The sequence below is a fragment of the Rhodopila sp. genome, assembly GCF_965277165.1.
Lineage (GTDB): Bacteria > Pseudomonadota > Alphaproteobacteria > Acetobacterales > Acetobacteraceae > Rhodopila.
This window is the reverse complement of sequence record NZ_CBDICE010000005.1, coordinates 775426-800992: the sequence shown is the minus strand read 5'-3', so window position 1 is coordinate 800992 and position 25567 is coordinate 775426. Positions and strand designations below refer to the sequence as shown.

Here is a 25567-nt window from a genome sequence, read left to right as displayed (position 1 = left end):
GGAGGGCGCGGGCTATCACACAGTGGGGCCACGGCAAATGCCAAGAACGATCGGTCTGATGAGCGGGACCTCACTCGACGGGGTGGACGCGGCGTGGCTGGATACCGACGGAATCACCGTCGCCGCGTTCGGCCCGGCGCAGACCATACCTTATGATACGGATCTGCGCCGCGATCTTCGAACCATCCTCGACCTGGCACCCACGCTGGCCACCAACGATCCGCGCCTGGCGGCGGTGACCGAGCGTCTGACCGACTATCATCTTCGTGCCGTCGAGGCGCTCGATCGGCCGGCGGACCTGGTGGGCTTTCACGGCCAGACCATCCTGCACCAGCCGCACCGCCGCCGCACCTGGCAGATCGGCGACGCCGCCGCCCTGTCCCGACGTCTGGGTATTCCGGTTGCGCACGATTTTCGTTCCGCCGACGTTGCCGCCGGAGGGCAGGGGGCCCCGTTCGCCCCGGCCTATCATGACGCATTGGCGGCCGATCTGCCTAAACCGCTGGCCGTATTGAATATCGGTGGCGTCGCCAACGTGACCTGGGTCGGCGCCAACGGCGCGTTGCTCGCCTTCGACACCGGACCTGGCAATGGCCCGCTCGACGATTGGGTTTTTCGCCACACCGGTCAGGCCTTCGATGCCGAAGGCGCGCTCGCCCGCTCCGGCCGGGTTGACCCCGAAATCCTGTCCCGGCTGCTGTCGCAGCGCTATTTCGCGCTTCCCGGCCCGAAGTCGCTCGATCGGCTGGACTTCGATCACTGCCTCGCCGAAAGCGGCATCTCGGGCCTTTCGCCGGCCGATGGCGCCGCCACGTTGACGCAGTTCACCGTCGCCACGATCACCGCCGCTCAGTTCCCCGACCCGCCACGACGCTGGCTCGTCACCGGCGGCGGACGCCATAACCCCGCATTGCTCGATGGCCTGCGCCAGGCGCTGGAAGTCCCGGTCGACCCCGTCGAGTCCGTCGGCTGGAATGGCGACGCGCTAGAAGCCCAGTGCTTCGGCTTCCTGGCGGCCAGGATTGTCGCCGGCTTGCCGTTGAGTTACCCCGCGACCACCGGTGTTCCGAACCCGACGCTGGGTGGCAGCATCGCCAACCCCGCGTGATCAGCGACCGAGTCGCTGTCCGTCCAAGTCGGCGAACTTGATCACTCCGCCACAACCCGAAATTGCAGAACGCCCGGCAATCAATCCGCGGCGAGCGCCATCTGCTTCCGAGCGATCGCCTTGCCGCAGAAATCTTCCACCGCATCGGCAACGGTCTCAGCCTGGCTCGCAAACACGTGATCGGCTCCCGTGACGACACGGTAATCCACGTGCACGTTCTTCTGCGTATTGAGCTTGTCGACAAGTTTACGCACCGCAGGTTCGGGAACCAGTTCGTCCGCATCGCCATGCAGCATCAGACCGCCACACGGACACGGCGCCAGGAAGCCAAAATCGTAATGATTGGCCGGGGGGGCAACGCTGACCCAGCCGGAAATCTCCGGCCGGCGCATCAGCAACTGCATACCGATAAAGGCGCCGAACGAGTAGCCGGCGATCCACAGCCCGCCATGTCCCGGATTGACCGCCTGCATCCAGTCCAACGCCGAGGCCGCGTCGCCGATTTCGCCGATGCCGCCGTCGTAGCGGCCCTGGCTGCGACCGACGCCACGGAAGTTGAAGCGCATGACCGAACACCCAAGCTTCTGAAAAGCTTGATAAATGGAATACGTGATCCGGTTGTTCATGGTTCCGCCGTGCAGCGGATGCGGATGCAGGATCAGGGCGACAGGCGCGCCCGGTTCCTTGGAATGGTGATAACGACCTTCAAGCCGTCCATCCGGACCGGCGAACATTACCTCGGGCATGGCGATTCGTAACCCTGTTCCTGTCCCGCCAGCAGAATATGCCCCGATACCACCGCGGTTTCGGTCATCCTGCCGGCCATATTGAATCCCACGGGCCGGACCTTCATCCCGAACCGCGCTCCCATATAAATAGGAACGCAATCTCCAGATTTCAGTTCCATGTCACCCGGTTAAACCATCAATTCTTGACCTGACTGGTCGGGAATTTTAGCTTCGACACACACGTTCGTGCCGAATTCCGATCGTGACTTCGGTTTCGCCTCCTTATACGCCTGCCGGTCACAGGACACGCATGGGGAAATCTCAGTTCCTCGCGGCCGGCCACCGTTATAGGACAAGTGAAGCGATCTTTCATAATGGAAATGTCGCATGGCTTTCATGTTCTTGCGTGAGACGAAAAACGTCGATCCAGCCCGCGTTCTGCCACGCGACACGGTGTCGATGCTATTATTCACTACCTTTGCGTGTATAAAACTTTCTGTGATAAACTATTACATGCTTTCCACCGCGGCCCGGCTGTTCCCGCGGTCGAAACCGTGGGTTACCGCGATCGGCCGCCGACGCGGCGTGAGCTGATCCGCCGTGCAGCTCTCCACCAAAGGCCGATATGCCGTGATGGCGATGGTCGACCTGGCCCGCCGGGAAACCGCCGATCGCGCCGCGGAGCTCGTCTGCCTGGCCGCCATCGCCGGCCGCCAGCAGCTCAGCCAGTCCTACCTGGAGCAGCTCTTCGCCAAGCTGCGGCGGGCCGATCTGGTGCATGCCGCCCGCGGCCCGCGCGGCGGCTATCGGCTCGCCCGCCCCGCCGCCGCCATCGCCATCGCCGAAATCGTCGCCGCCGTGGATGAGCCGATGAAAGCCACGCGATGCGAGATCGGCAGCGGCGGCTGCCTTCTCGGTCCCGGCTCGCCGATCGGCGGCGAGATGTGCGAGACCCACGACCTGTGGCTCGAACTCGGCCGCCATATCACATTGTTCCTGCGCGGCATCAGCCTGGCCGACGTGGCCCTCGGGCGGGTTAGCGGCCGCGCCAAGGGCGCGCTGCAGCGCCATCCCGCCGAAGCCGGAAGCGGTCCGCCATGAACCAGACCCATTATCTCGACGCCAATGCCACCCAGCCGCTGCGTCCGGTGGCACGCGACGCCGTGCTCGCAGCCCTGGAAAGCGTCGGCAACCCGTCCTCGGTGCACCGCCAGGGGCGCGGCGTCCGGCGCATCATGGAGGACGCCCGCGAGACGATCGCCCAGTGCTTCGGCGCCGCCCCACAGGATCTGGTGTTCACCTCCGGCGGCACCGAGGCCAACGCAACCGCGATCCATGCGATGTCGCCTGGCCGCCGCCTGATGCTCAGCGCGATCGAGCACGACGCCGTGCGATCCGCCGCCGCCGACGCGCACATCGTGCCGGTGCATCCCGACGGCATCGTCGATCTGGCGGCGCTGGACCGTCAGTTGAGCGATGGCGTGGCGTCGATGCTCTGTCTCATGCTGGCCAACAACGAGACCGGCGTGATCCAGCCGGTGGCGCAGGCCGCCGCGATCTGCCGCCGCCATGGCGCCTGGCTGCACGTCGATGCGGTCCAGGCCGCCGGCCGCATGCCGGTCCAGTGCGGCGCGCTCGGCGCCCAAAGCCTGGCGATCTCCTCCCACAAGTTGGGCGGACCGGCCGGCGTCGGCGCCTTGCTGCTGGCACCCGACGTGGCGTTCACCGCGCCGCTGATCGGCGGCGGCGGCCAGGAACGTGGCCGTCGCGGCGGCACCCCGGCGGTCGCGCTGATCGCCGGTTTCGCCGCCGCGGCCGAGGCGTCCTCGGGCGACGACCTGGCCCACCTCGGCCGCCTGCGCGACGCCGCCGAGGCCGCCGCGCTGGCCCGCGGCGCCGTGGTCTGCGGCAACCGCGACCGGCGCCTGGCGAACACCACCTGCATCGCCCTGCCCGGCGCCGCCGCCGGCGTGCAGGTGATCGCGCTCGATCTCGAGGGCGTCGCGGTCAGCGCCGGCGCCGCCTGCAGTTCCGGCAAGGTGCAGACCAGCCATGTGCTACGGGCGATGGACCTCGGCAGCCTCGCCGGGGAAGCGATCCGGGTCTCGCTGCCGTGGAACGCGGCCCAATCCGATATCGATGCCTTCGCCGCCGCCTACCGGCGCGTGGCTGCCCGGCTCCGTCCCACCCTGGCCCCGCACGCCGCGTGATCCCACCTGATCACCATGACTGAGATACCGCCCCCCCCGAACCAGCCCGTCTACCTGGACAACCAGGCGACCACCCGATGCGATCCGCGCGTGCTCCAGGCGATGCTGCCGTTCTTCTCGGAGCACTACGGCAACCCCCACAGCGTCGAGCACGCCATGGGCCGAACCGCCGAAGCCGCCGTCGAGGCCGCGCGCGGCGAAGTCGCCGCCCTGGTCGGCGCCGAGCTCCGCGAAATCATCTTCACCTCAGGCGCCACCGAGGCCAACAACATCGCCATCAAGGGCGCCGCGCGCTTCGCCGCCGCCATGGGCAACCCGCGCCGCCGCGTCATCACCTCGGCCAGCGAACACAAATGCGTCCTCGAAGCGGTCGCCGACCTGGCGGCCGAGGGGTTCGACCCGGTCGTCCTGCCGGTCCGGCCCGACGGGCTGCTCGACCCGGAAACGCTTCGCCAGGCGCTGCTCACGCCGACCCTGTTGGTCAGCATCATGGCGGTGAACAACGAGACCGGCGTGATCCAGGACATCGCGGCACTGGCGCCGATCATCAAGCATGCCGGCGCCCTGCTGCACTCCGACCTGGCACAGGCGGCGGGCAAGATTCGCCTCGACGTCGCCGGCTGGGAGCTCGACCTGGCCTCGATCAGCGGTCACAAGATCTATGGCCCGAAAGGCGTCGGCGCGCTCTACCTCCGGCGCCGGCCCCGCGTCCGCCTGGCGCCGCTGTTTTCCGGCGGCGGCCAGGAAAGGGGGCTGCGGTCCGGCACCTTGCCGACCCCGCTGATCGTCGGCTTCGGCGAGGCCGCACGCCTGGCCGGCACCGAAATGACGCCCGACGCCGATCGCATCGGCCGCCTTCGGGCCGACCTGTTAGACCGCCTGCGCCGCGACGTTCCCGGCCTGCGGGTCAACGGCAGCGTCGGGGCACGCATCGCCGGCAATCTCAACCTGACCTTCCCCACAGCGACCGCCCTGGACCTGATGGCGGCGCTGCCGGACCTCTGCGTCTCCACCGGGTCAGCCTGCTCCTCGGCCGCGGTCGAGCCGTCCTACGTGCTGCGCGCGATGGGTCTGTCCGACCAGCAGGCCCAGCGCAGCTTGCGTATCGGGATCGGACGCTTTACCTCCGCCGCCGAGATCGATTATGCCGCCGCGGCGCTGTCGGCAGCGCATGCGGCTTGCGCCGCGGGCCATCCGGTCGCCACTCAGTCCTGATCCGCCGAATAGGGCCCGATCCGCATGCCGAAAATGACCTTCATCGAGAAAGATGGCACCCGTCGCGAAGTCGACGCGCCGAACGGTCTCTCGGTGCTCGAGATCGCCCACAAGCACGGGATCGATATCGAGGGTGCCTGCGAGGGCTCGCTCGCCTGCTCGACCTGCCACGTCGTCGTCGACCCCGCCTGGTTCACCAAACTGGCGCGGCCGACCGAGGACGAGGAGGATATGCTCGATCTGGCGTTCGGATTGACCCGCACCTCGCGGCTGGGCTGCCAGATCGTTATCACCCCCGAACTCGACGGGTTGGTGGTCAAGCTGCCGGCCGCCACCCGCAACGCCCAAGGCTGACCCAGCCGCAAGACTGACCCAGCCGCAAGACTGACCCAGGCCGACACTGACCCAGGCCGACACTGACCCTGAAAGGAGCCCCGATCATGCGCGTCTTGGTCGCCATGTCCGGCGGCGTCGATAGCAGCGTCGTCGCCGCCTTGCTGCGCGAGGCCGGGCATGAGGTGATCGGCGTCACCTTGCAACTCTACGACCATGGCGCGGCGACCGGACGCAAAGGTGCCTGCTGCGCCGGCCAGGACATCCACGACGCGCGCCGGGTGGCCGACCGATTGGGCATTGCGCACTACGTGATCGACGCCGAGCAGCGGTTTGCCCGCTCGGTGATCGCCGACTTCGCCGACAGCTATGCCAACGGCGAAACGCCGGTGCCCTGCATCCGCTGCAACCAGACGGTGAAATTCGCCGACCTTTCCGTCCTGGCCCGCGATCTCGGCGCCGAACGGCTGGCCACCGGCCATTATGTTCGCCGCATCGACGGTCCGGGTGGCGCTGAACTCCACCGCGCGGCCGATCCGGCCCGGGATCAAAGCTGGTTCCTCTACGCCACCACCCAAGACCAGCTCGATCTCTGCCTGTTTCCCCTCGGCGGCATGCAGGACAAGCGCGCGGTCCGCGACATCGCTCAACGACTCGGGCTTGGCGTGGCACAAAAACCGGACAGCCAGGACATCTGCTTCGTCCCCTCCGGCGCCTATACCGACGTCATAACAAAGCTCCGTCCCGACGCGCTCGAACCCGGCCCGATCGTCACCGAGGCCGGCCAGGTCGTCGGCCGCCATGATGGCATAGCCCGCTACACGGTGGGCCAGGCCAGACGCCTCGGCGACGCCGCGTTGCTGGACGGACGGCGCCAGGTGGTGATCGCCACCGAACCCGGCCGCCGCCGCATCGTCGTCGGACCGCGCGGAAACGGCACCCGCTGCGTGCCGCTGCGCCAACTGAACTGGCTGATTCCCGCACCAGCCGCCGCCCTGCGCTGCGCGGTCAAGCTGCGGGCTCGGGAAACCCCCCGTCCGGCCACCGTGCACCACATTGGCGGTGCCACCACCGTCACGCTCGACGAACCCGCCCTGCCGGCGCCGGGCCAGGCCTGCGTGTTCTACGACGGCGAACGCATTCTGGGCGGCGGCACCATAATCCGGCCGCCACGGGGTGATCACCAGCCGACACCTCACACCGCTTGACCCACCCGGCGCCGAGGCGCACATCCACCACGCCAGACAGCTAGACGACCGCCGCCTGCGTAGCAATTACGCATGCGGAGGAAAGTCCGGGCTCCACGGGAAAACGGTGCCGGCTAACCGCCGGCGGGGGCGACCCCAGGGAAAGTGCCACAGAAAACAAACCGCCCGCGCAAGGCCGCGCCGCGCAAGCGGTCCGGCCCCGCGGGCAAGGGCGAAACGGTGCGGCAAGAGCGCACCGCGCCCTTGGCAACAAGGGCGGCACGGCAAACCCCACCGGGAGCAAGACCGAATAGGGGTGGCTGTGATATCCCGGTTTCAAAACCGAGATGATCACAAGGACGTTCCTGTCCCGCCGCCCGGGTTGGTCGCACGAGGCGTATCGCGAGATGCGTCCCAGACGAATGGTCGTCGCGTCCCGTCAGGGGCGCACAGAACCCGGCTTACCGGCTGTCTGGCATCCTCTCTCGCAGCATCGCTCCGCGCCGCCGATTTGACCCTGCACCATGCACCAGGCCTCGCCTCGATACGGCGTCTCGATATCCCGTCTCAATCGTACCCCACAGGGTTTTCCACAAGAACGAAACACGAATATTTTCGTGATCTTGAATTGGCTTGAGGTGACTCGGGCCACTGTCGGTAAGTATCTGACGAAGCCCGGAAATTTTCCGTCAAATCGGCCAGTAAAGGGCCAATCTTCTTTGACTTCCCAGTTCATCCCATGTTATCCCATGATCACCCACCGTGGACCACCATCCACAGGGAGGCGCCTCGGGATCCGGTCAGCCACTCCAAACGCCGAACCTTGTCGTCGCAGCGTCGCCTTGCTCACCCACGACAGAACCGCTCGGCAGGAAAGGCAAACGGGTCCGAATGGCGTTTTTCATCGGTACCCATCAGAACAAGCTGGACTCCAAAGGGCGCGTGTCGATACCTGCGCATTTTCGTTCCATCCTCAAGAAGATGAGCCATGCCGGCGAGACCGCCCCGATCGCAACGATCTACCTGCGTCCGTCGCACCAGTATCCCTGTATCGAGGGCTGGACCGAGTTCGGCTTCGAAGCGCTCAGCGCCCCGGTGGAGCAAGGCTACGACCTGTTCAGCTCGGAACACGACGATCTCGTGGTGGCGCTGTTCGCCGACGCCTGCGTCACCGAAACCGATAAGGAAGGGCGGATCATGCTGCCGGCCAACCTCGTCGCGCATGCCGGGCTGACCGAGAACGTGACCTTCATGGGCACCCGCAACACGTTCCAGATCTGGGAGCCGGCGGCCGCCGTCCTGCGGCAGGCCGAGGCGCGCGAAAACACCAAGGCCGCCGGCTTCAGCGTGCGCGCCCCGGCGACCGTCCCAGCGCCGCCGGCCAATGGCCCAACCACCAGCGCGGCATCGTCATGACCGGCCCCGCCCAATCCGGCCCCGCCCAAACCGGCCTCGTCCAAACCGGCCATATCCCGGTCATGCTTCCCGAGGTGCTCGCCACCCTCGTCCCGCACGACGGCGGCACCTACCTCGACGGCACGTTCGGCGGCGGAGCCTATGCCAGCGCCATCCTGGACCACGCCCGCTGCACCCTGTGGGCGATCGATCGCGACCCCGACGCGATCCAGCGTGGTGCCAGCCTGGTCGCCCGCTACGCCGGCCGGCTGCACCTGCTGCACGGCCACTTCGCCGACATGGTCGCCCTGCTGGCTCAGGCCGGCGTCTCCAGGCTCGACGGCATCGTGCTCGATCTCGGCGTCTCGTCATTCCAGCTCGACGACCCTGATCGCGGCTTCTCTTTCCGCCACGACGGCCCGCTCGATATGCGCATGGGAAAACATGGGACCAGCGCCGCCGACCTGGTGAACACGCTGCCCGAACGCGCCATGGCCGACATCCTCTATCAATTCGGTGAGGAGCGAGCGTCCCGCCGGATCGCCCAGGCGATCGTCGCCGCCCGTCAGCAGGCGCCGATCGAGACCACTGCCCGGCTCGCCAGCATCATCCGGTCCGTGCTGCCGCCCGACCGCTCCGGCAACCATCCGGCCACCCGTAGCTTCCAGGCCCTGCGCATCAAGGTCAACGACGAGCTGCAACAAATCCAGACGGCCCTGGCCCAGGCCGCCCGTCTGCTCGGACCGAACGGTCGGCTGGTGGTGGTCGCCTTCCACAGCCTGGAAGACCGCATCGTGAAGCAGTTCATGCACCAGCTGAGCGGACGAACCGGCGCACCGTCGCGCCATGACCCGGCCGGACTGACGCACCGCCACGCTCCCGCCTTCCGCCTGCTGACCGCCCGGGCGCTGCGTCCCGCATCCGGCGAAACCGACCAAAATCCCAGATCCCGCAGCGCCAGGCTGCGTGCGCTCGAACGCCTCGACGAAAGTCCCGCGCCATGATCCGCCCGCTCACCATCGTCACCTGCATGCTCGCCTGCGGTTCCGGGCTCTATCTTTACCAGTCGAAGCACGAGGTGCAGTTGCTCGATCGCACCATCGAGCGAATCGTGCGCAACACCAACGCCTTGCGCGACCAGAGCCGGCTTTTGGCGACGGACTGGACCATGCTTAACGATCCGGAGCGGCTGCGTAAGTTCTCCAGCGAATATCTCAATCTCAAACCTATCGCGCCGGCTCAATTCACCAGTCTCGCCGACCTCGACAACCGGTTGCCGCCGCCACAGCCGGAACTGCCGCCGCACGGCACCGGCGCGCCGGACCCCTTGCTGGTCGCCGGCCAGACCGACCCGACCAACCCGCCCGCCGCGATCGACCCTGACGCAGCGGCCGCAGACGCCGAGACCGCCGCTCCGGTCCCCGCCGCCGACCCCGACGCCATTGCCGACCAGGAGCTTCCGATCCCCCCGGTTCCCGCGACGCGCCCGGTCATCCCAACCGCCTCGCATGCGACTGAAGCACCCGCCGCGCACCCGGCTGAAGCACCCGCCGCGCGTGTCGCCGACGCGCCCGCCGCGCGCGCCGCCGACGCACGGCCGGCCGACACCAGAACCGCGGATCGCGCGTCAATATCACGCCCGCCGACAGACAATCAGCCCCGCCCTATCGTCGCAGGGGAAACCAGATCGCCCGATCAGCACAGCTTCGACCCACGGCCATCCGATCAACGCCTGGCCGATCAGCGCGGCCCCATCCAGCGCACGGCTTCGCGTCTCGCCGATAACCGCCCCGATATCCGGACACCGGCCGCCCCGCCGCCCCGGACCGTCATGGCTGGCGTAACGCGGCCGCCGCCGCCCGTTGCGCCCTTCAGCCAGGCTCCCCCGTCTCGGTCCGCCTCGCCTCGGTCCCCCCCGTCGCGTCCGGCGCCCGAGTCGCGTCCGGCCCCAGAGTCGCGTCCGGCAATGGTCGCGACCTCGGCGCCGTTCAATGGGTCCCTGCTCGGCATGGCGCGCGGCTCGATGCCTCCCGCGCCCCGCCCAACGCCGGTGACCTCCGCCTATAATGCCAACTGACCCGCCAGCATGAGCGACCCACGCGACCCCGTTCCACCGTCTGGCCCGCCGCCGCGAAACGGAGCCCGCTTCGGCAGGCCCGCGCCGCGCCAGGGCGCCAGCCGGTCGGACGCGGTGCCGCGAATGGAGAATGTGCGGGTCACCGCTCCCGACCTCGCGCGCCGGATCGCACTGGAAAAGACCCGCTCGCGACTGGTGATCACCGCCGGTGGCTTCGCCGTGCTGTTCGCCGCGGTACTGACCAAGCTGGCGCTGGCCACCATCGTCACCCCACTGACGCCGCACCGCGTCCAGCGCTCGGTCACCGAGATCGTCGATTCGATCCCGCACAATTCAGTCGAGGCCTCGCTGCCCGGCCAGCGGGCGATGATCACAGATCGCAACGGACAGCCGATGGCGATCTCGCTCAACACGGTTTCGCTGTCAGCCGATCCAAGGCAAATCGGCGATGCCGACGATGCCGCGAGGAAGTTGAAGCAGATCCTGCCCCGGCTCGATCTGGCCGAAACCGAGGACCGGCTGAAACGCGACAACAAGAAGTTCATCTACCTGGCGCGCGAAATTACCCCCCGCGAAGAGCAGGCGATCAACAACCTCGGCATTCCGGGCGTCAATTTCGAGCCGACCCAGCACCGCGAATATCCGCTGGGACGCACCGCCGCGCAGGTTCTCGGCGGTGTCGATGTCGACGAAAACGGCTTCGCCGGGGTCGAGCGCTATTTCGACAAGCGCTTGCGCACCAACACCGATCCGCTGCGTCTGTCGATCGACCTGCAGGTGCAGGCCGCGGTGCGCGAGGAACTCGCCAACGCGATGCAGACCTTCGATGCGATCGGCGGCTGCGGCATCGTGATGGACGTCAACACCGGTGAGGTGCTGGCCATGGTCAGCCTGCCGGACTACGATGCCAACAACGTCCGCACCGCGCCGGCCGATGACCGTTTCAACCGGGCGGTCGAGGGCACCTACGAACCGGGCAGCACGTTCAAGCTGCAGACCGCTTCGATGGCGCTGGACAGCGGCTTGGTGCACATCTGGGACGAGTTCGACGCCTCCCGCAACATCCACATCGGCCGCTTCACGATCTCGGATTTCGAGGGCAAGCATCGCTGGTTGTATCTGCCCGAGGTCCTGGCGTATTCCTCCAACCTCGGGGCTGCCCATATCGCCCTCACGGTCGGGGCCGAGCGCCAACGGGCCTGGCTCAAGAACATGGGCATGTTCGGTCGCACCGGCATCGAACTGCCGGAGTCCGCGCTTCCGATCATCCAGCCCGCGTCAGCCTGGAAGGAAGTCGTCACCATGACCGTGGGATTCGGTCACGGTATCTCGCTGACCCCGTTGCACGTCGTGCGCGGCACGGCGGCGGTCTCCAACGGCGGCATTCTGGTCCGTCCGACCATCCTCGCGCGTGACCCGGACGCTCCGGTCAATGGCCGGCGGGTGATGCAGAAGTCCACGTCGGACATCTTGCGCAAGCTGATGCGGCTGGTGGTCACCAACGGGTTCGGCAAGGCCGCCGAAGTGCCCGGCTACTACCCGGGCGGCAAGACCGGCACGGCGGAAAAGGTCAAGCCGCACGGCGGCTACAAGAAACACTCGAACGTCGCCGCTTTCATGAGCGTATTCCCGATGAACGCCCCGCGATACGCGGTTTACATGATGCTGGACGAACCGCACGCCACCAAGGCGACCCACGGCTACGCCACCGCCGGCTGGGTCGTCGCCCCCGCCGCCGGCAAGGTGATCGCGCGCATCGGGCCGATGCTGGGCTTGCTGCCCGATATCAAGGACATGCCGGAAATCAACCAGGAGCTCGCCATCCCGCTGCAACCGGCGCGTCCAGCCGGTGTGCCCGCCCATCACCTTGGCGCATCGATCCCGGTCGCCAAGACGCACCCCACCAATCGCCCCGAACTCACCGTCCCTGCCGTTGCCCTGCCGCCGGCGATCAGCCGCCCGGCGCCCGAACCCCGGCAGCAGCGAACCGAACGTGACCGCCCCGTGGCAGCACCGGTCGCCGCACCCGTCGTGGCCGTCTCCACGGCCGCCCCCGTTGCTGCTCGCTGATCTCATGCCGCGCCTTTCCACCTTCCCCGGCGCGCCGCGTGCCCGAGGCCGGGATACCCTCGCCCGCCTCGACATCTCCCGCCTCGACATTGCAGGCGTTACTGCCGACAGCCGCACTGTCGTGCCGGGCGATCTGTTCGCCGCCCTGCCCGGATCGCGCGCCGACGGCCGCGCCTTCATCGCCGACGCGGTGGAGCGCGGCGCGATCGCGGTCCTGGCCCCGCCCGGAACACCCTGGCCGCCCGGCGTGCCGCCGCGCCCGGTCATCACCGATCCGGAGCCGCGCCAATGCCTCGCCCAGATCGCCGCCGTCCTGGCCGGCCCCCAGCCCGAGACCGTGGTCGCGGTCACCGGCACCAACGGCAAGACCAGCACCGTCGAGTTCACCCGCCAACTCTGGGCATCCGCCGGCGCCAAAGCCGCCAGCCTGGGCACCCTGGGGGTGATCGCGCCGGGCTTCGATCCCGGCCCCGGTTTGACCACGCCCGACCCGGTCAGCCTCGCCGAGACCCTGGCCGGCCTGGCGCGTCACGGCGTCACCAAGGCGGCGATGGAGGCGTCATCCCACGGCCTCGATCAATTCCGGCTGGACGGTGTCAGGCTGGCCGCGGCGGCGTTCACCAACCTGACGCGCGATCACCTGGATTACCACGGCACGCTCGACGCCTACCGTAGCGCCAAGTTGCGCCTGTTCGACACGCTGCTGCCCGCCGGCGCCCCGGCAATCGCCCATGCCGAAATGGACGCCGCGACCCTGGACGCGTTGCGCGACCTCGCCCGCCGCCGCCGCCTCGAGTTCCACACGGTGGGCGAAAACGGCAGCCGGCTGCGATTGCTCCGCGCCCAGCCGCGCCCCGACGGCCAGGACCTGACGATTGCCTCCGCCGGCAGGCAGCGCACCGTCACGCTTAATCTCCCCGGCCGATTCCAGGCCGACAACGCGCTGCTCGCCGCCGCCCTCGCCGAAGCGCTGGGGCTGCCCGACGTGCTCGATCGCCTGCCGGCGCTGCGCGGCGTGCGCGGCCGCCTGGAATGTGCCGCCAGGCTGCCCAATAGCGCCACCGCCTACGTCGACTACGCCCACACCCCGGACGCACTCGAACGGCTGCTGACCGCGCTTCGCCCGCACACCGCCGGGCGTCTGCACGTGGTGTTCGGCGCCGGCGGCGACCGCGACCGCGGCAAGCGTCCGCTGATGGGTCAGGCCGCCTCGCGCCTCGCCGACAGTGTGATCGTAACCGACGACAACCCGCGCGGCGAGGACCCCGCAACGATCCGCGCCGCCATCATCGCCGCCTGCCCGAACGCCCGCGAAATCGGCGACCGCGCAAAAGCGATCGAAACCGCGCTCAACAGCCTCTCGGCCGGAGACGTCCTGGTGGTCGCCGGCAAGGGCCATGAGCATGGCCAGATCGTCGGCGCCACCGTGCTGCCGTTCGACGACGCCACGGTCATCCGCCGCCTGGCCGGCTGCCAGGACCCCAGCCCGTGACCCAGCCCCAGCCCCTACCACTATGGACCGCGGCCGAACTGGCCGAAGCGACCGGCGGCGTCCTGTCGCAACCGTTCGACGCAAAAGGTGTCTCGATCGACACCCGATCGCTGGCACCCGGCGATCTATTCGTGGCCCTGCTCGGCGACGGCCGCGACGGCCATGCCTTCGTAGCCGACGCCCTGGCCCGCGGCGCCGCCGGTGCAATGGTGCACGCCGACACCGCGCCGGCCGAACCGGTGCTGCGCGTCAACAACACTCTGGCCGGCCTTTCGCACCTCGGCGCCTATGCCCGGGCGCGCTCCGACGCCAGCGATTTCCGCGTGATCGCCGTCACCGGCAGCGTCGGCAAGACCACCACCAAGGAAATGCTGCGCGGTGTGCTCGCCGCCTTCGGCCCTACCCACGCCGCCGCCGCGTCTCACAACAACCACTGGGGCCTGCCGCTCACCCTGGCCCGCACACCCCGCGATGCCAGGTTCTGCATCGCCGAGATCGGCATGAACCACGCCGGCGAGATCGCCCCGCTCGTCCGTCTCGCACGCCCCCATGTCGCCGTCATCACCAGCATCGCCAGCGCCCATATCGGCTACCTCGGCAGCATCGAGGCCATCGCCGACGAGAAGGCCACCATCATGGTCGGCCTGGAACCCGGCGGCACCGCCGTACTGCCCGCCGATTCGCCGCAATTCGCCCGCCTCAGGGCGCGCGCCGGCAACGCTACCGTGGTGACCTTCGGCGCCGACCCGACGGCCGACGTCCGGCTCGTCCACACCGAGGCCGACGACGCCGGCTCGCTGATCCACGTCGACATCGCCAGCCGCACCGCCTCGCTGCGACTCGCCGCACCCGGCCGCCACATGGCAATGAACGCTCTCGCCACCCTCGCCGTCGTCGCCGCGCTTGGCCTCGACCCCACCCGAGCGATCGACGCTCTGGAGGCATTCGTTCCCCTCGCCGGCCGGGGCGCGCGGCGTGACATCCGGGTCGGTTGCGGCGCCGTCCGGTTGCTCGACGAAAGCTACAACGGCAACGGTGCCTCGATACGCGCCGCGCTCGACGTGCTGCGCCTGCAGCCGGCGCGCCGCCGGATCGCGGTACTCGGCGACATGCTGGAACTCGGCGACCAGGGGCCGGCGGAGCATGCCGCCCTGGCCGACGCGGTGATCAATTCCGCCGATTGCCTGTTCACCTGCGGGCCGCTGATGCGCCACCTGTTCGACGCCGTCCCGCAACCCCTGCGCGCCGCCCACGCCGCCAACGCCGCCGAACTCGCCCCCCTGGTCGCCGCCGCCCTGGCCCGAGGCGATGCCATCCTGGTCAAAGGCAGCCTCGGCAGCGGCATGCAGCGCGTCATCGAAGCCATCGAGCAACCCGCGCCCGCCGGAGCCGTCTGATGCTGTCCGTGATCTCCCGGCCGTTCGCGGACCACTTCTTTCTGTTCAACCTGTTCCGCTACATCACCTTCCGCGCCGGCGCCGCCTGCCTCACCGCCTTGATCGTCAGCTTCGTGCTGGGGCCGGCGGTGATCCGCTGGCTCAAGTCGGTGCAGAAGCAAGGCCAGCCGATCCGTTCGGATGGGCCAGAGCGCCACCTGGTCGAGAAAAAAGGCACGCCCACCATGGGCGGTTTGCTGATCCTGGGCAGCCTGACGATCTCCACCCTGCTATGGGCCGACCTCAGGAACGGCTACGTCTGGGCCGTCCTGTTCGTCACCCTGGGCTACGGCGCGCTCGGCTTCTGGGATGATTACCTCAAGGTGACCAGGCGCAACACTCGCGGCGTTCCCGGCCGCATCAAGCTGATCGTGCAAGCCGCGATCGGCCTCGCCACCGCGATCTGGATTACCTCGTTGGCCCGAGGCCCGCTCGCCACCGCGCTCACCGTTCCGGTGTTCAAGGAAGTCGTCATTCCGTTGGGCGCCCTGTTTCCGGTGTTCGGCACGTTGGTGATGATGGGTGCCTCCAACGCGGTCAACCTGACCGACGGGCTCGACGGCCTGGCGATCGTGCCCACCATGATCGCGGCCGCCGTCTTCACCCTGATCGCCTATCTGGTCGGCAACCGCATCTTCGCCGATTACCTGCAGCTCAACCCGGTGGTCGGCGCCGGCGAACTGGCGGTGTTCTGCGCCGCCCTGGTCGGCGCCGGCCTGGGTTTCCTGTGGTTCAACGCACCGCCCGCCGCCGTCTTCATGGGCGATATCGGCGCGCTCGGCCTCGGCGGCGCGTTGGGCGCGGTGGCGATGGTCACCAAGCACGAAATCGTCCTGATGATCGTCGGCGGACTGTTCGTGGTCGAGACGCTGTCAGTCGTCATCCAGGTGTTCTGGTACAAGCGGACCGGCCACCGCGTCTTCCTGATGGCCCCGCTGCATCATCACTTCGAGAAGAAAGGCTGGGCCGAACCGACCATCGTCATCCGCTTCTGGATCATCTCGATGATCCTCGCCCTGCTCGGCCTGGCCACGCTGAAGATCCGATGACCACATTCTCCCCCACCCTGTTCAGCGCCAAGCGCTACGCCGTCGTCGGCCTCGGCAGTAACGGCCTGCCGGCCGCCCGCTTCCTGCGTTCGATGGGCGCCCAGGTCGTCGCCTGGGACGACAACCCCGCTGTCCGAGCAGCCGCCCAAGGCCTCGAACTGGCCGATCCTACACAATACCCGTTCGACTACGACGCCCTGGTCCTGTCCCCCGGCATCCCGCACCGCCTGCCCAAGCCGCACCCCGCCGCCGAACGCGCGATCGCCGCCGGCGTGCCGATCCTCTGCGACGTCGAATTGCTGTTCCATGCGGTCCGCGCCTCCGGCTCGCGCGCCCGCTTCGTCGGGATCACCGGAACCAACGGCAAATCCACCACCACCGCACTGCTGCACCACATCCTGGACCGCGCCGGCATCCCAGCCGAGGCCGGCGCCAACCTCGGCCCAGCCGCCTTGTCACTGCCCCTGCTACCACATCATGGAGTGTACGTGCTCGAAATGTCCTCCTATATGTTGGAGCGACTCGCGGAGATGCGGTTTGATGCCGCGGTGATGCTCAACCTCAGCGCAGACCACATCGATCGTCACGGCGACATGGCCGGCTACGCCCGCGCCAAGTGCGCGATCTTCGACCGCCAGCGCTCCCACCACCTGGCGGTGATCGGTATCGACGACCCAAACTGCCGAGACATCGCCGCCTGGCTCGACACCAAACCCGCCCATCTGGTCCGCATCTCCGGCGCCGCGCCCGGCCTGACCCGAGGGCCGGCCCTGCCGGGCGAGCACAACGCGCAAAACGCCGCCGCCGCGACCGCGGTGGCGCGCCATTTCGGCGTGTCCGATGACGCCATCGCGTCCGCGTTGCAAACCTATCCCGGCCTCCCCCACCGCCAGCAATGTGTCGCCACCGTCGATGGCGTCAGCTTCATCAACGACAGCAAGGCAACCAACGCCGACGCCGCCGAACGAGCCTTGGTCTGCTACGACCGCTTGATCTGGATCGCCGGAGGCATGGCCAAGCAAGGCGGCATCGAACCGCTGGCGCCACTGTTCCCGCGCATCGCCCACGCGTTCCTGATCGGCCGCGATGCCCCTGGCCTCGCCGCCACGCTCGCCCACCACGGCGTCCCGTTCGACATCCCCGGCACACTGGAAGCTGCCGTGCCAGCCGCCTTCGCCGCCGCCACCCGCCATCACGCCCCCACCGTCCTGTTGTCCCCCGCCTGCGCAAGCTGGGACCAGTTCACCGGCTACGACCAGCGCGGCGACCGCTTCGCCGAACTCGCCCAAGCCCTATCCCCCACCCACTTGGCCCCCACCCACCTGGCCCCCACCCACTTGGCCCCCACCCGCCTGGCCGCCACCCCCAGCCGGACAGGAGGCGCCTGATGCCCTCCCTTTCCCGCGCCGACGACTCGATGCTGGGCCGCTGGTGGTGGAGCGTCGATCGCTGGACCCTGGGCGCCATCGGCGTGCTGATCGGCTTCGGCTACATCATGATGCTCGCCGCCAGCCCCGCCGTCGCCGAACGCATCGGCACCTCACGCGAGACCTTCATCCTCAAGCAGGTGGTGTTCCTGGCCATCGCCGGCGTGATCGTCGTCGCCGTCTCGCTGCTGTCACCGCGCGACATCAAGCGCCTCGCCATCGCCGGCTGCCTGATTGCCCTGGCCCTGACCGCCGCCACCATGGTGGTTGGGGTCGAGATCAAGGGCGCGCGGCGTTGGATCTCGCTGCCCGGCATGACCATCCAGCCCAGCGAGTTCCTCAAGCCTTGCTTCGCCGTCGTCACCGCCTGGCTGCTCAGTGAGGCCAAGCGATCGCCGCGTTTCCCCGGCACCATCATCGCCTGCGTCGTGTTCGGCTGCATCCTGCTGCTGCTGAAGTCGCAGCCCGATATCGGCATGTTGGCGGTGGTCACCGTGGTGTTCCTCGCCCAGCTCTACATCAATGGCCTGCCGCTGTTCCTGGTCGCTGTGGCGCTCGGCATGATCGGCGGCGGTGGCGTCCTCGCCTACACCGTGTTCCCCCACGTCCGCAGCCGCGTCACTCGTTTCTGGGACGGCACCGGCGATAACTACCAGGTCACCACCGCGCTCGAGGCGTTCGGCAACGGCGGCCTGTGGGGACGCGGGCCCGGTGAGGGCCACGTCAAGGACGTGCTGCCCGACGCCCACGCCGACTTCGTCTTCGCCGTCGCCGGCGAGGAATTCGGCATGTTGATCTGCGTCGTCATCCTGTCCGTCTTCGCCTTCATCGTGCTGCGCGGCCTGTTGAAGCTGCTGCGCGAGCAGGACCCGTTCATCGTGCTGTCGTGCGCCGGCCTGGTCACCGGCTTCGGCCTGCAGGCCTTCGTCAACATGGCCTCCACCCTGCGCCTGATCCCGACCAAGGGCATGACCCTGCCGTTCATTTCCTATGGCGGCTCCTCCGTCATCGCCGTCGCCCTCGGTATGGGCATGCTGCTGGCGCTGACCCGCCGGCGCAGCCGGGACGAACTGGCATGAGGGGCCCCATGGTGCAGCCCATCGTCATCGCCGCGGGCGGAACCGGTGGCCACTTCTTCCCGGCAGAGGCGTTGGCCGCCGAACTCGTCGCCCGCGGCCATCGTATCGTGCTGATGACCGATGCGAGATCGGCCGGGCAGTCCAGCGCCACCTTCGCCGGACGCGAGCAGCACGTGATCCAGGGCGCCGGCATCGCCGGACGCGGGCCATGGCGCGCCACCAAGGCGATCGCTTCGCTCACCGCCGGCATCGCCCAGGCCCGCGCTATCCTGTCCCGGCTCGGCGCCGGCAGCGTCGTCGGCTTCGGCGGCTACCCGTGCGTCGCCCCGATCCTGGCTGCGCGCATGCTCCGCCGCCGGCCAACGCTGATCCTGCATGAACAGAACGCCGTGCTCGGCCGGGCCAACCGCTTCCTGGCTGGGCGCGCCGACGTTCTTGCCTTGGGATTCGCCGGCACCCAACGAGTTCCCGCCGGCACCCGCAGCGAATTCACCGGCAACCCGGTTCGCCCGGCCATCACCGCGTTGTCACAAACCAGCTATATCGCCGCCACCGACCGCATCTCCCTGCTGGTGCTCGGTGGCTCCCTTGGCGCCCGGATTTTCAGTGATGTCGTCCCCGATGCACTGCGCCTGCTGCCGCAATCCTTGCGCGGCCGCCTGTCCGTCGTGCAGCAAACCCGGGCCGAGGACCTCGAACGGGTCAAAGCCGCCTACGTCGCCCACGGCATCGACGCCGAACTATCCCCGTTCTTCCCCGACGTCGCCGCGCGCCTGGCGACCGCACACCTGGTGATCGCCCGCGCCGGCGCCTCCACCGTGGCCGAATTGGCGGTTGCCGGCCGGCCATCGATCCTGGTGCCGCTGCCCGCTGCGATCGACGACCACCAATCCGCCAACGCAAGCGCCGTCGCCGAGGCCGGCGGCGCATGGGTGATGCCGCAACCGCGCCTCACCCCCGCCTCGCTGGCAGAGCAACTGGCGACCGTGCTGGCTGATCCCCGGCGATTGGCCGATGCCGCGATCGACGCCCGTTCCCAGGCCCGCGCCGACGCATCCGCCCGCCTCGCCGACCTCGTCGAAGCCCGCATGGCCGCGCGCGGCACGGAGCGCGTGTGATGGCAGAAAGCCGCAACCTCACCGCCGCGGGCAGGTCGTCATGAGAGCCCTGCCGCTGTCCATCGGCACCATCCACTTCGTCGGCATCGGCGGCATCGGCATGTCAGGCATCGCCGAAGTGCTGCACACGCTGGGCTACAGCGTCCAAGGCAGCGACATCGCCGGATCCGCCAATGTCGGCCGCCTGCGCGAGTCCGGCATCCCGGTCGCCATCGGCCACGACGCCGCCAACCTAGGCACCGCCCAGGTTGTCGTCGTTTCGACCGCGGTAAAGCGCGACAACCCCGAGGTTGCCGCTGCCCGCGCCCGCCTGATCCCGGTCGTCCGCCGAGCCGAGATGCTGGCCGAACTGATGCGGCTGAAATGGTCCGTCGCGGTCGGCGGCACCCACGGCAAGACCACCACCACCAGCCTGATCGCCTGCGTGCTGGAAGCCGCCCACCTCGATCCCACTGTGATCAACGGCGGCATCATCAACGCCTACGGCACCAACACCCGCATGGGCAGCGGCGACTGGATGGTGGTCGAGGCCGACGAAAGCGACGGTTCCTTCCTGCGCCTGCCAGCGCTGATCGCCGTCGTCACCAACATGGACCCCGAACACCTGGATCACTGGGGCAGCGCCGAGGCCATGGTCGCCGGCTACGATCAGTTCGTCGCCAACATCCCGTTCTATGGCTTCGCCGTGCTTTGCATCGACCATCCCGCCGTGCAGCAGATGATCCCCCGCCTGTCCGACCACCGCATCGTCACCTACGGCTTCTCCCCGCAGGCCGATATCCGCGCCGAACGCATGCTGCCCGACAAGCTGGGCTCCACCTTCGAGGTCGTCCTCACAGATCGCTTCCATAACCGCTCCCGCCGCATGGGCCCGTTCCGCCTGCCGATGCTGGGCGCCCACAACGTGCAGAACGCGCTGGCCGCAATTGCCGTCGGTATCGAAATGGAAATCGACGACCAGACCCTGCGCACCGCACTGCTCGGCTTCAAGGGAGTCAGGCGCCGCTTCACCAAGACCGGTGAGGCCGGCGGCATCACCGTGATCGACGATTACGGCCACCATCCGGTGGAAATCGCCGCCGTCCTGAAAGCCGCCCGCCAGGCCGGCGCCCGCGACGTCGTGGCGGTGGTGCAACCGCACCGCTACTCTCGCCTTCAATCGCTGTTCGGCGACTTCTGCACCTGCATGAACGACGCCGGCACCGTCATCGTCGCCGATGTCTATGCCGCGGGTGAGCCGCCGATCCATGGCGCCACCCGCGATGCCTTGGTCGAGGGTCTGCGCGCCCGCGGCCACCGCAGCGTCGTCGCCCTGCCCAACCCCGGCCTGCTCGCCGAGATGGTCCACGCCATCGCCCGTCCCGGCGATTTCGTCGTCTGCCTCGGCGCCGGATCGATCACCCAATGGGCGGCCGCGCTGCCCGCCGATCTCGCCGCGTTGCAGACCGGCGGCAACCGCAGAGCGGTGGCGACATGATGGCCGCCAAACGCCTGCCCGACTGGATCGAATCGCTACCGGAACTGCGCGGCCGGGTGCAGCCGAACGCCGCGCTCGCGCCGTTCACCTGGTTCCGCGCCGGCGGCGCCGCCGAACTGCTGGTGCGTCCCGCCGATGCCGATGACCTCGCCGCCTTGCTGCGCGCATTGCCGCACCAGGTCCCGGTCCAGGTGATCGGCGCCTGCTCCAACCTGATCGTGCGCGATGGTGGTTTGTCTGGAGTAACGATCAGGCTGGCGCGCGGCTTCTCCGCCATCACCATCGAAGCCGGCGGTATCACTGCCGGCGCCGCCGCGCTCGATGTCACCGTCGCCGAACATGCCGCCGCCGCCGGACTGACCGGGGTCGAATTCCTGTCCGGCATCCCGGGATCGATCGGTGGCGCGGTGGCGATGAACGCCGGTGCCTATGGCGGCGATCTGGCCAGCGTCCTGGACTGGGCGGAAATCCTCACCCGCACCGGTGAACAGCGCCGCCTGCCCGCCCAGCAACTCGCCTTCGACTACCGCCACGCCGCCCTGCCGGCCGGCGCCGTCGTCACCCGCGTCCACCTCCGCGCCATCCCAGGTGCCGCCACGCTGATCGCCGCTCGGATGGCCGAAATCAAGGCGACAAGGCAAGCCACCCAGCCGGTCCGCGCCCGCACCGGCGGTTCGACCTTCCGCAACCCCGACGGCATGAAGGCCTGGGAATTGATCGATGCCGCCGGCTGCCGAGGCCTGACCCGAGGCGGCGCCATGGTCTCGGACAAACACTGCAACTTCCTGATCAACACCGGCACCGCGACGGCCGCCGACATCGAAGGCCTGGGCGAGGAAGTCCGTCGCCGCGTCCTCGCCGCCACCGGGGTCACGCTGGAATGGGAAATCCGCCGCATCGGCATCCCCGGCGGACGCCCCGAGATGGTGCCCCCCGATATGGTGCCCCCTGGGGTAGTCCCCCCTGGGGTAGTCCCCCCTGGGGTAGTGCCCCCTGGGGTGAAATCATGACCCGGGTCGCAGTGCTCTACGGCGGCATCTCCGCCGAACGCGAGGTCAGCCTCGCCACCGGCGTCCAGGTCATCGCCGCGCTGCGCGAAACCGGCTTTGACGTCGATCCGATCGACGTTGGCGCCGATCTCGGCGCCGTCATCCGCGCCCTGATGCCAAAGCCCGATGTCGTGTTCAACGCGCTGCACGGCCGCTTCGGCGAGGACGGCGCGATCCAGGGCGTGCTGGATTGGCTCGCCATCCCCTATACCCATTCCGGGGTTCGCGCCTCGGCCCTGGCAATGCACAAGCAGGCCGCCAAAGCCCTGTTCCAGTCGGTCGGCTTGCCCGTCGCGCCCGGCCGCGTCGTGCCGGTCTGGGAACTCGAGACCGGCGATCCGATGCCGTTGCCCTATGTCGTCAAGCCGGTGAACGAAGGATCATCCGTCGGCGTCACCATCGTGCGCGCCGGCGACAACCGCCGAACCGAGATCGCCCGAAGCTGGACCTTCGGGTCCGCCGCCCTGGTCGAAGAATACATTCCAGGCCGCGAACTGACCGTCGCCCTGCTCGACGGCCGTGCCCTCGCCGTCACCGAGATCCGCGCGGTCGCTGGCAGCTTCTACGACTACGAATCGAAATACGCCGATGGCGGCTCGCGCCACATCATTCCGGCCGCCGTGCATCCCGACATCCGCGACCAGGCCCTCGATGTCGCCGCCGCCGCGCATCGCGCGCTGGGTTGCCGCGGCGCCACCCGCTGCGATTTTCGTTACGACGACACCAAAGGCGAACCCGGCCGCCTGATCCTGTTGGAGATCAACACCCAGCCCGGCCTGACCCACACCTCCCTGCTGCCGGAGCAGGCGGCGTATTGCGGCATGGACTTCGCCCAACTCTGCACCTGGATGGTGGAGAACGCGTCATGTCAGGGGTAAGGCGTTCTCCGCGCAATTCGGTCAAGGACCGTCCCTCCGGCCTGCGCCTGGCGTTGCGCCGCCAGCGTCGCCTGTTGCGCCCGGCGGGCTGGGTCGCGCTGGCCTCCATCGTCGCCCTGATGCTGATGTTCGCGGTCCACACCGCCGGGCTGCGCGCCGGCCCGGGCCAGACCCTGAAGACCATGCGCGAACGCCTTGGCGCGATGACCGCCGCGTCAGGCCTGCGGGTCACCAACGTGGTGATCGAGGGGCGCGCCAACACGCCGGAATCAATGTTGCGGGAAGCGATCGGCATCCGCAAGGGCGACCCCATCCTCGGGTTCTCGCTGGACGCCACCAGGGCAACGATCGAACGCATCCCCTGGGTCGAACACGTCACGGTGGAACGCCGACTGCCCGGAACCATCGTAGTCAACCTGCAAGAGCGTCGGCCGTACGCCATCTGGCAGAATCGCGGCAAGTTCGTCCTGGTCGATCGCACCGGACAGGTCGTTGCCGATCAGGATGTCACCCAGTTCCGCCGCCTGCCGCTCATCGTCGGCCAGGGCGCACCGAACGCGGCCGCCGAACTGCTGGATGCGCTGCGCGATCGCCCCGCGCTCGAGGAAAAGGTCCAGGCCAGCGTTCGCGTCGGTGAGCGGCGGTGGAACCTGCGCATGACCAACGGCACCGACGTGATGCTGCCCGAAGGCCATGAAGTCGCGGCGCTTAATCGCCTGGCCCAGCTTCAGCAGGATCACGACGTGCTCGATCGCCCGCTCGCCGCCATCGATATGCGCCTGCCGGATCGCCTCGTGTTCCGTCCAAAGCCCGACGCCGGCGACAGCATCGTGGTGCCCCCGATCCCGCCCGACGCCTCGCCGCCCGCAACCTCGCCAACCGAGGTTCCCGTTATCGCCAAGAAACCAACCTGAGAAGGCACGAACGGATGGCAGACAATCCTCGTCGCGTGCTTCCCCCCGCCGATACCGGACCCCCGGAGATCGAGCCGGCCAGGCATCAGCGTTCCGGACCGTTCGGCGTGGTCGACATCGGCACCACCAAGATCGCCTGCCTGATCGGACGTGTCGAAAGCGACGGCACACTGCGGGTGTTGGGCTTCGGCTGGCAGAAGGGTCGCGGCCTGTCCAGCGGCGACATCACCGATCTGGAAGCAGCCGAAAAAGCCATCCGCACCTGCGTCGGGCAGGCCGAGGACATGGCCGATACCCGGCTGCGTTCGGTCACCGTCAACCTGACCTGTGGCCAGCCGCAATCGCGGCTGTTCAACGTGCAGTGGCCGGTCGGCGGCCGCGCCATCACCGAACAGGATATCCGCGGCGTGCTGAACGAAGGCCGTGCCCGGGCCGAAGTGGACGAACGCGAACCGATCCACGTCCTGCCATTGAATTTCGCCGTCGACGCCACCGACCAGGTGATCGATCCGCGCGGCCTGTTCTGCTCCACGCTGAACGCCCGCCTGCACGTCATCGATGCCGCCGCCACCGCGCTGCGCACCCTGGAATCCTGCATCAACCGCTGTGACCTCGACATCGAGGATCTGGTATCCGCCCCGATGGCCGCCGGCCTGTCCAGCCTGGTGCCGGAAGAACGCGAACTCGGCGCCACCATCATCGACATGGGCGGCGGCACCACAAGCATGGCGGTCTACGCCGACCGACAGATGATGCACACCGCCCAACTGCCGATCGGCGGCCTGCACGTCACCAAGGACCTGGCGATCGGCCTGTCCACCACCCTGGTGCACGCGGAACGACTGAAGACGCTGTATGGCAACGTCGAATCCAGCCCCGACGACGATCGCGAATTGCTGCCGGTGCCGCTGGTCGGAGAAGAAGACCATCAACTCGCCAAGGTGCCGCGCAGCATGGTGGTGAACATCATCCGCCCGCGTATCGAGGAGACCTTCGAGTACATCAAGGACCGCCTGGATACGTCGGGCCTGGGCCGCGCCGCGGGCAACCGCGTGGTCCTGACCGGGGGCGCCTGCCAGCTTCCCGGGGTCCGCGAATTGGCCGCCAGGATGCTCAGCCGCCAGGTGCGCCTTGGCCGGCCGGCCGCACTGCGCGGCCTGCCCGAACTTGCCACCGGCCCCGCCTTTTCCACCGCCGCCGGTCTGCTCTCCTGGGCAGCCGGCGACGGCAGAGCCTTCCAGGACATCAACCTGGACGGCGAGCCAAGACTCGGTCTGTTCCGCCGACTGGTTAATTTTTTAAAGGAACGTGTCTGAAGCCGTCGC

General features: G+C 68.5%; 22 protein-coding genes and 1 other RNA gene. 22 read left to right on the top strand and 1 reads right to left on the bottom strand.

The window, feature by feature from the left end; all coding sequences use genetic code 11:
- Window positions 1–37 precede the first annotated feature (37 nt).
- Complete coding sequence (locus ACQY4Y_RS04345) at window positions 38–1108, top strand: anhydro-N-acetylmuramic acid kinase (protein ID WP_428489330.1); 1071 nt, start codon at window positions 38–40, stop codon at window positions 1106–1108.
- An 80-nt stretch (window positions 1109–1188) separates the two neighbouring features.
- Here ACQY4Y_RS04345 and ACQY4Y_RS04340 read toward each other — a convergent pair whose 3' ends face one another.
- A complete protein-coding gene (locus ACQY4Y_RS04340) occupies window positions 1189–1854 on the bottom strand; it encodes an alpha/beta hydrolase (protein WP_428489329.1) in 666 nt (221 codons plus the stop codon).
- A 582-nt stretch (window positions 1855–2436) separates the two neighbouring features.
- On the opposite strand from ACQY4Y_RS04340, the gene ACQY4Y_RS04335 reads away from it, so the two are divergent.
- From ACQY4Y_RS04335 to ftsA, 21 genes are all read left to right on the top strand, one after another.
- Window positions 2437–2937: an Rrf2 family transcriptional regulator gene (locus ACQY4Y_RS04335; RefSeq protein WP_428489328.1), complete on the top strand. Its 501-nt coding sequence runs from the start codon at window positions 2437–2439 to the stop codon at window positions 2935–2937.
- Window positions 2934–4046: a cysteine desulfurase family protein gene (locus tag ACQY4Y_RS04330; protein ID WP_428489327.1), complete on the top strand. Its 1113-nt coding sequence runs from the start codon at window positions 2934–2936 to the stop codon at window positions 4044–4046. The genes ACQY4Y_RS04335 and ACQY4Y_RS04330 overlap by 4 nt, the downstream gene beginning before the upstream one ends.
- A 15-nt stretch (window positions 4047–4061) precedes the next feature.
- Window positions 4062–5261: a cysteine desulfurase family protein gene (locus tag ACQY4Y_RS04325; protein ID WP_428489326.1), complete on the top strand. Its 1200-nt coding sequence runs from the start codon at window positions 4062–4064 to the stop codon at window positions 5259–5261.
- A gap of 24 nt (window positions 5262–5285) precedes the next feature.
- A complete protein-coding gene (locus ACQY4Y_RS04320; protein ID WP_428489325.1) occupies window positions 5286–5615 on the top strand; it encodes a ferredoxin family 2Fe-2S iron-sulfur cluster binding protein in 330 nt (109 codons plus the stop codon).
- An 86-nt stretch (window positions 5616–5701) separates the two neighbouring features.
- Window positions 5702–6802, top strand: a complete 1101-nt coding sequence (gene mnmA / locus ACQY4Y_RS04315; RefSeq protein ID WP_428489324.1) for a tRNA 2-thiouridine(34) synthase MnmA — start codon at window positions 5702–5704, stop codon at window positions 6800–6802.
- A 32-nt stretch (window positions 6803–6834) separates the two neighbouring features.
- Window positions 6835–7261: RNase P RNA component class A (gene rnpB, locus ACQY4Y_RS04310), an RNA gene on the top strand.
- A gap of 411 nt (window positions 7262–7672) precedes the next feature.
- Window positions 7673–8197: a division/cell wall cluster transcriptional repressor MraZ gene (mraZ, locus tag ACQY4Y_RS04305; protein WP_428489323.1), complete on the top strand. Its 525-nt coding sequence runs from the start codon at window positions 7673–7675 to the stop codon at window positions 8195–8197.
- Window positions 8194–9180 carry a 16S rRNA (cytosine(1402)-N(4))-methyltransferase RsmH gene (gene rsmH / locus ACQY4Y_RS04300; RefSeq protein WP_428489322.1) on the top strand — a complete coding sequence of 329 codons (987 nt, stop codon included), beginning with the start codon at window positions 8194–8196 and terminating at the stop codon, window positions 9178–9180. Before mraZ ends, rsmH begins: the two co-directional genes overlap by 4 nt.
- Entirely contained in the window at window positions 9177–10253 is a 1077-nt protein-coding gene (gene ftsL / locus ACQY4Y_RS04295; RefSeq protein ID WP_428489321.1) for a cell division protein FtsL, read from the top strand. The genes rsmH and ftsL overlap by 4 nt, the downstream gene beginning before the upstream one ends.
- Window positions 10254–10262: 9 nt before the next feature.
- Window positions 10263–12323 (top strand): peptidoglycan D,D-transpeptidase FtsI family protein, encoded by a 2061-nt coding sequence (locus ACQY4Y_RS04290; protein WP_428489320.1) that lies wholly within the window; start codon window positions 10263–10265, stop codon window positions 12321–12323.
- 4 nt (window positions 12324–12327) lie between these two features.
- Window positions 12328–13815, top strand: coding sequence for a UDP-N-acetylmuramoyl-L-alanyl-D-glutamate--2,6-diaminopimelate ligase (locus ACQY4Y_RS04285; protein WP_428489319.1), 1488 nt, complete (start codon window positions 12328–12330; stop codon window positions 13813–13815).
- Window positions 13812–15212 carry a UDP-N-acetylmuramoyl-tripeptide--D-alanyl-D-alanine ligase gene (locus ACQY4Y_RS04280; RefSeq protein WP_428489318.1) on the top strand — a complete coding sequence of 467 codons (1401 nt, stop codon included), beginning with the start codon at window positions 13812–13814 and terminating at the stop codon, window positions 15210–15212. The genes ACQY4Y_RS04285 and ACQY4Y_RS04280 overlap by 4 nt, the downstream gene beginning before the upstream one ends.
- Complete coding sequence (gene mraY, locus ACQY4Y_RS04275; RefSeq protein WP_428490730.1) at window positions 15209–16300, top strand: phospho-N-acetylmuramoyl-pentapeptide-transferase; 1092 nt, start codon at window positions 15209–15211, stop codon at window positions 16298–16300. Before ACQY4Y_RS04280 ends, mraY begins: the two co-directional genes overlap by 4 nt.
- The gene (murD, locus tag ACQY4Y_RS04270; protein ID WP_428489317.1) at window positions 16297–17688 is read left to right on the top strand and encodes a UDP-N-acetylmuramoyl-L-alanine--D-glutamate ligase; all 1392 of its coding nucleotides are present in this window, start codon (window positions 16297–16299) and stop codon (window positions 17686–17688) included. Before mraY ends, murD begins: the two co-directional genes overlap by 4 nt.
- Window positions 17688–18806, top strand: coding sequence for an FtsW/RodA/SpoVE family cell cycle protein (locus ACQY4Y_RS04265; RefSeq protein ID WP_428489316.1), 1119 nt, complete (start codon window positions 17688–17690; stop codon window positions 18804–18806). Before murD ends, ACQY4Y_RS04265 begins: the two co-directional genes overlap by 1 nt.
- Before the next feature lie 8 nt (window positions 18807–18814).
- Window positions 18815–19924, top strand: coding sequence for an undecaprenyldiphospho-muramoylpentapeptide beta-N-acetylglucosaminyltransferase (gene murG / locus ACQY4Y_RS04260; RefSeq protein WP_428489315.1), 1110 nt, complete (start codon window positions 18815–18817; stop codon window positions 19922–19924).
- A gap of 40 nt (window positions 19925–19964) precedes the next feature.
- Window positions 19965–21401, top strand: coding sequence for a UDP-N-acetylmuramate--L-alanine ligase (gene murC, locus ACQY4Y_RS04255; RefSeq protein ID WP_428489314.1), 1437 nt, complete (start codon window positions 19965–19967; stop codon window positions 21399–21401).
- The gene (murB, locus tag ACQY4Y_RS04250) at window positions 21398–22411 is read left to right on the top strand and encodes a UDP-N-acetylmuramate dehydrogenase (protein WP_428489313.1); all 1014 of its coding nucleotides are present in this window, start codon (window positions 21398–21400) and stop codon (window positions 22409–22411) included. Before murC ends, murB begins: the two co-directional genes overlap by 4 nt.
- On the top strand, window positions 22408–23328 hold the full coding sequence (locus ACQY4Y_RS04245) for a D-alanine--D-alanine ligase (RefSeq protein WP_428489312.1): 921 nt from the start codon (window positions 22408–22410) through the stop codon (window positions 23326–23328). Before murB ends, ACQY4Y_RS04245 begins: the two co-directional genes overlap by 4 nt.
- Window positions 23316–24242 (top strand): cell division protein FtsQ/DivIB, encoded by a 927-nt coding sequence (locus ACQY4Y_RS04240; RefSeq protein WP_428489311.1) that lies wholly within the window; start codon window positions 23316–23318, stop codon window positions 24240–24242. The genes ACQY4Y_RS04245 and ACQY4Y_RS04240 overlap by 13 nt, the downstream gene beginning before the upstream one ends.
- A gap of 14 nt (window positions 24243–24256) precedes the next feature.
- The gene (gene ftsA / locus ACQY4Y_RS04235) at window positions 24257–25558 is read left to right on the top strand and encodes a cell division protein FtsA (protein WP_428489310.1); all 1302 of its coding nucleotides are present in this window, start codon (window positions 24257–24259) and stop codon (window positions 25556–25558) included.
- The last annotated feature ends 9 nt before the right edge of the window (window positions 25559–25567 follow it).

What these genes read in the sequence shown, in the direction of transcription:
- ACQY4Y_RS04345 (WP_428489330.1), top strand. Translation starts at nt 38, where the DNA reads ATGCCAAGAACGATCGGTCTGATGAGCGGGACCTCACTCGACGGGGTG.
- ACQY4Y_RS04340 (WP_428489329.1), bottom strand. Translation starts at nt 1,854, where the DNA reads ATGCCCGAGGTAATGTTCGCCGGTCCGGATGGACGGCTTGAAGGTCGT.
- ACQY4Y_RS04330 (WP_428489327.1), top strand. Translation starts at nt 2,934, where the DNA reads ATGAACCAGACCCATTATCTCGACGCCAATGCCACCCAGCCGCTGCGT.
- ACQY4Y_RS04325 (WP_428489326.1), top strand. Translation starts at nt 4,062, where the DNA reads ATGACTGAGATACCGCCCCCCCCGAACCAGCCCGTCTACCTGGACAAC.
- ACQY4Y_RS04320 (WP_428489325.1), top strand. Translation starts at nt 5,286, where the DNA reads ATGCCGAAAATGACCTTCATCGAGAAAGATGGCACCCGTCGCGAAGTC.
- mnmA (WP_428489324.1), top strand. Translation starts at nt 5,702, where the DNA reads ATGCGCGTCTTGGTCGCCATGTCCGGCGGCGTCGATAGCAGCGTCGTC.
- mraZ (WP_428489323.1), top strand. Translation starts at nt 7,673, where the DNA reads ATGGCGTTTTTCATCGGTACCCATCAGAACAAGCTGGACTCCAAAGGG.
- rsmH (WP_428489322.1), top strand. Translation starts at nt 8,194, where the DNA reads ATGACCGGCCCCGCCCAATCCGGCCCCGCCCAAACCGGCCTCGTCCAA.
- ftsL (WP_428489321.1), top strand. Translation starts at nt 9,177, where the DNA reads ATGATCCGCCCGCTCACCATCGTCACCTGCATGCTCGCCTGCGGTTCC.
- ACQY4Y_RS04290 (WP_428489320.1), top strand. Translation starts at nt 10,263, where the DNA reads ATGAGCGACCCACGCGACCCCGTTCCACCGTCTGGCCCGCCGCCGCGA.
- ACQY4Y_RS04285 (WP_428489319.1), top strand. Translation starts at nt 12,328, where the DNA reads ATGCCGCGCCTTTCCACCTTCCCCGGCGCGCCGCGTGCCCGAGGCCGG.
- murD (WP_428489317.1), top strand. Translation starts at nt 16,297, where the DNA reads ATGACCACATTCTCCCCCACCCTGTTCAGCGCCAAGCGCTACGCCGTC.
- ACQY4Y_RS04265 (WP_428489316.1), top strand. Translation starts at nt 17,688, where the DNA reads ATGCCCTCCCTTTCCCGCGCCGACGACTCGATGCTGGGCCGCTGGTGG.
- murG (WP_428489315.1), top strand. Translation starts at nt 18,815, where the DNA reads ATGGTGCAGCCCATCGTCATCGCCGCGGGCGGAACCGGTGGCCACTTC.
- murC (WP_428489314.1), top strand. Translation starts at nt 19,965, where the DNA reads ATGAGAGCCCTGCCGCTGTCCATCGGCACCATCCACTTCGTCGGCATC.
- murB (WP_428489313.1), top strand. Translation starts at nt 21,398, where the DNA reads ATGATGGCCGCCAAACGCCTGCCCGACTGGATCGAATCGCTACCGGAA.
- ACQY4Y_RS04245 (WP_428489312.1), top strand. Translation starts at nt 22,408, where the DNA reads ATGACCCGGGTCGCAGTGCTCTACGGCGGCATCTCCGCCGAACGCGAG.
- ACQY4Y_RS04240 (WP_428489311.1), top strand. Translation starts at nt 23,316, where the DNA reads ATGTCAGGGGTAAGGCGTTCTCCGCGCAATTCGGTCAAGGACCGTCCC.
- ftsA (WP_428489310.1), top strand. Translation starts at nt 24,257, where the DNA reads ATGGCAGACAATCCTCGTCGCGTGCTTCCCCCCGCCGATACCGGACCC.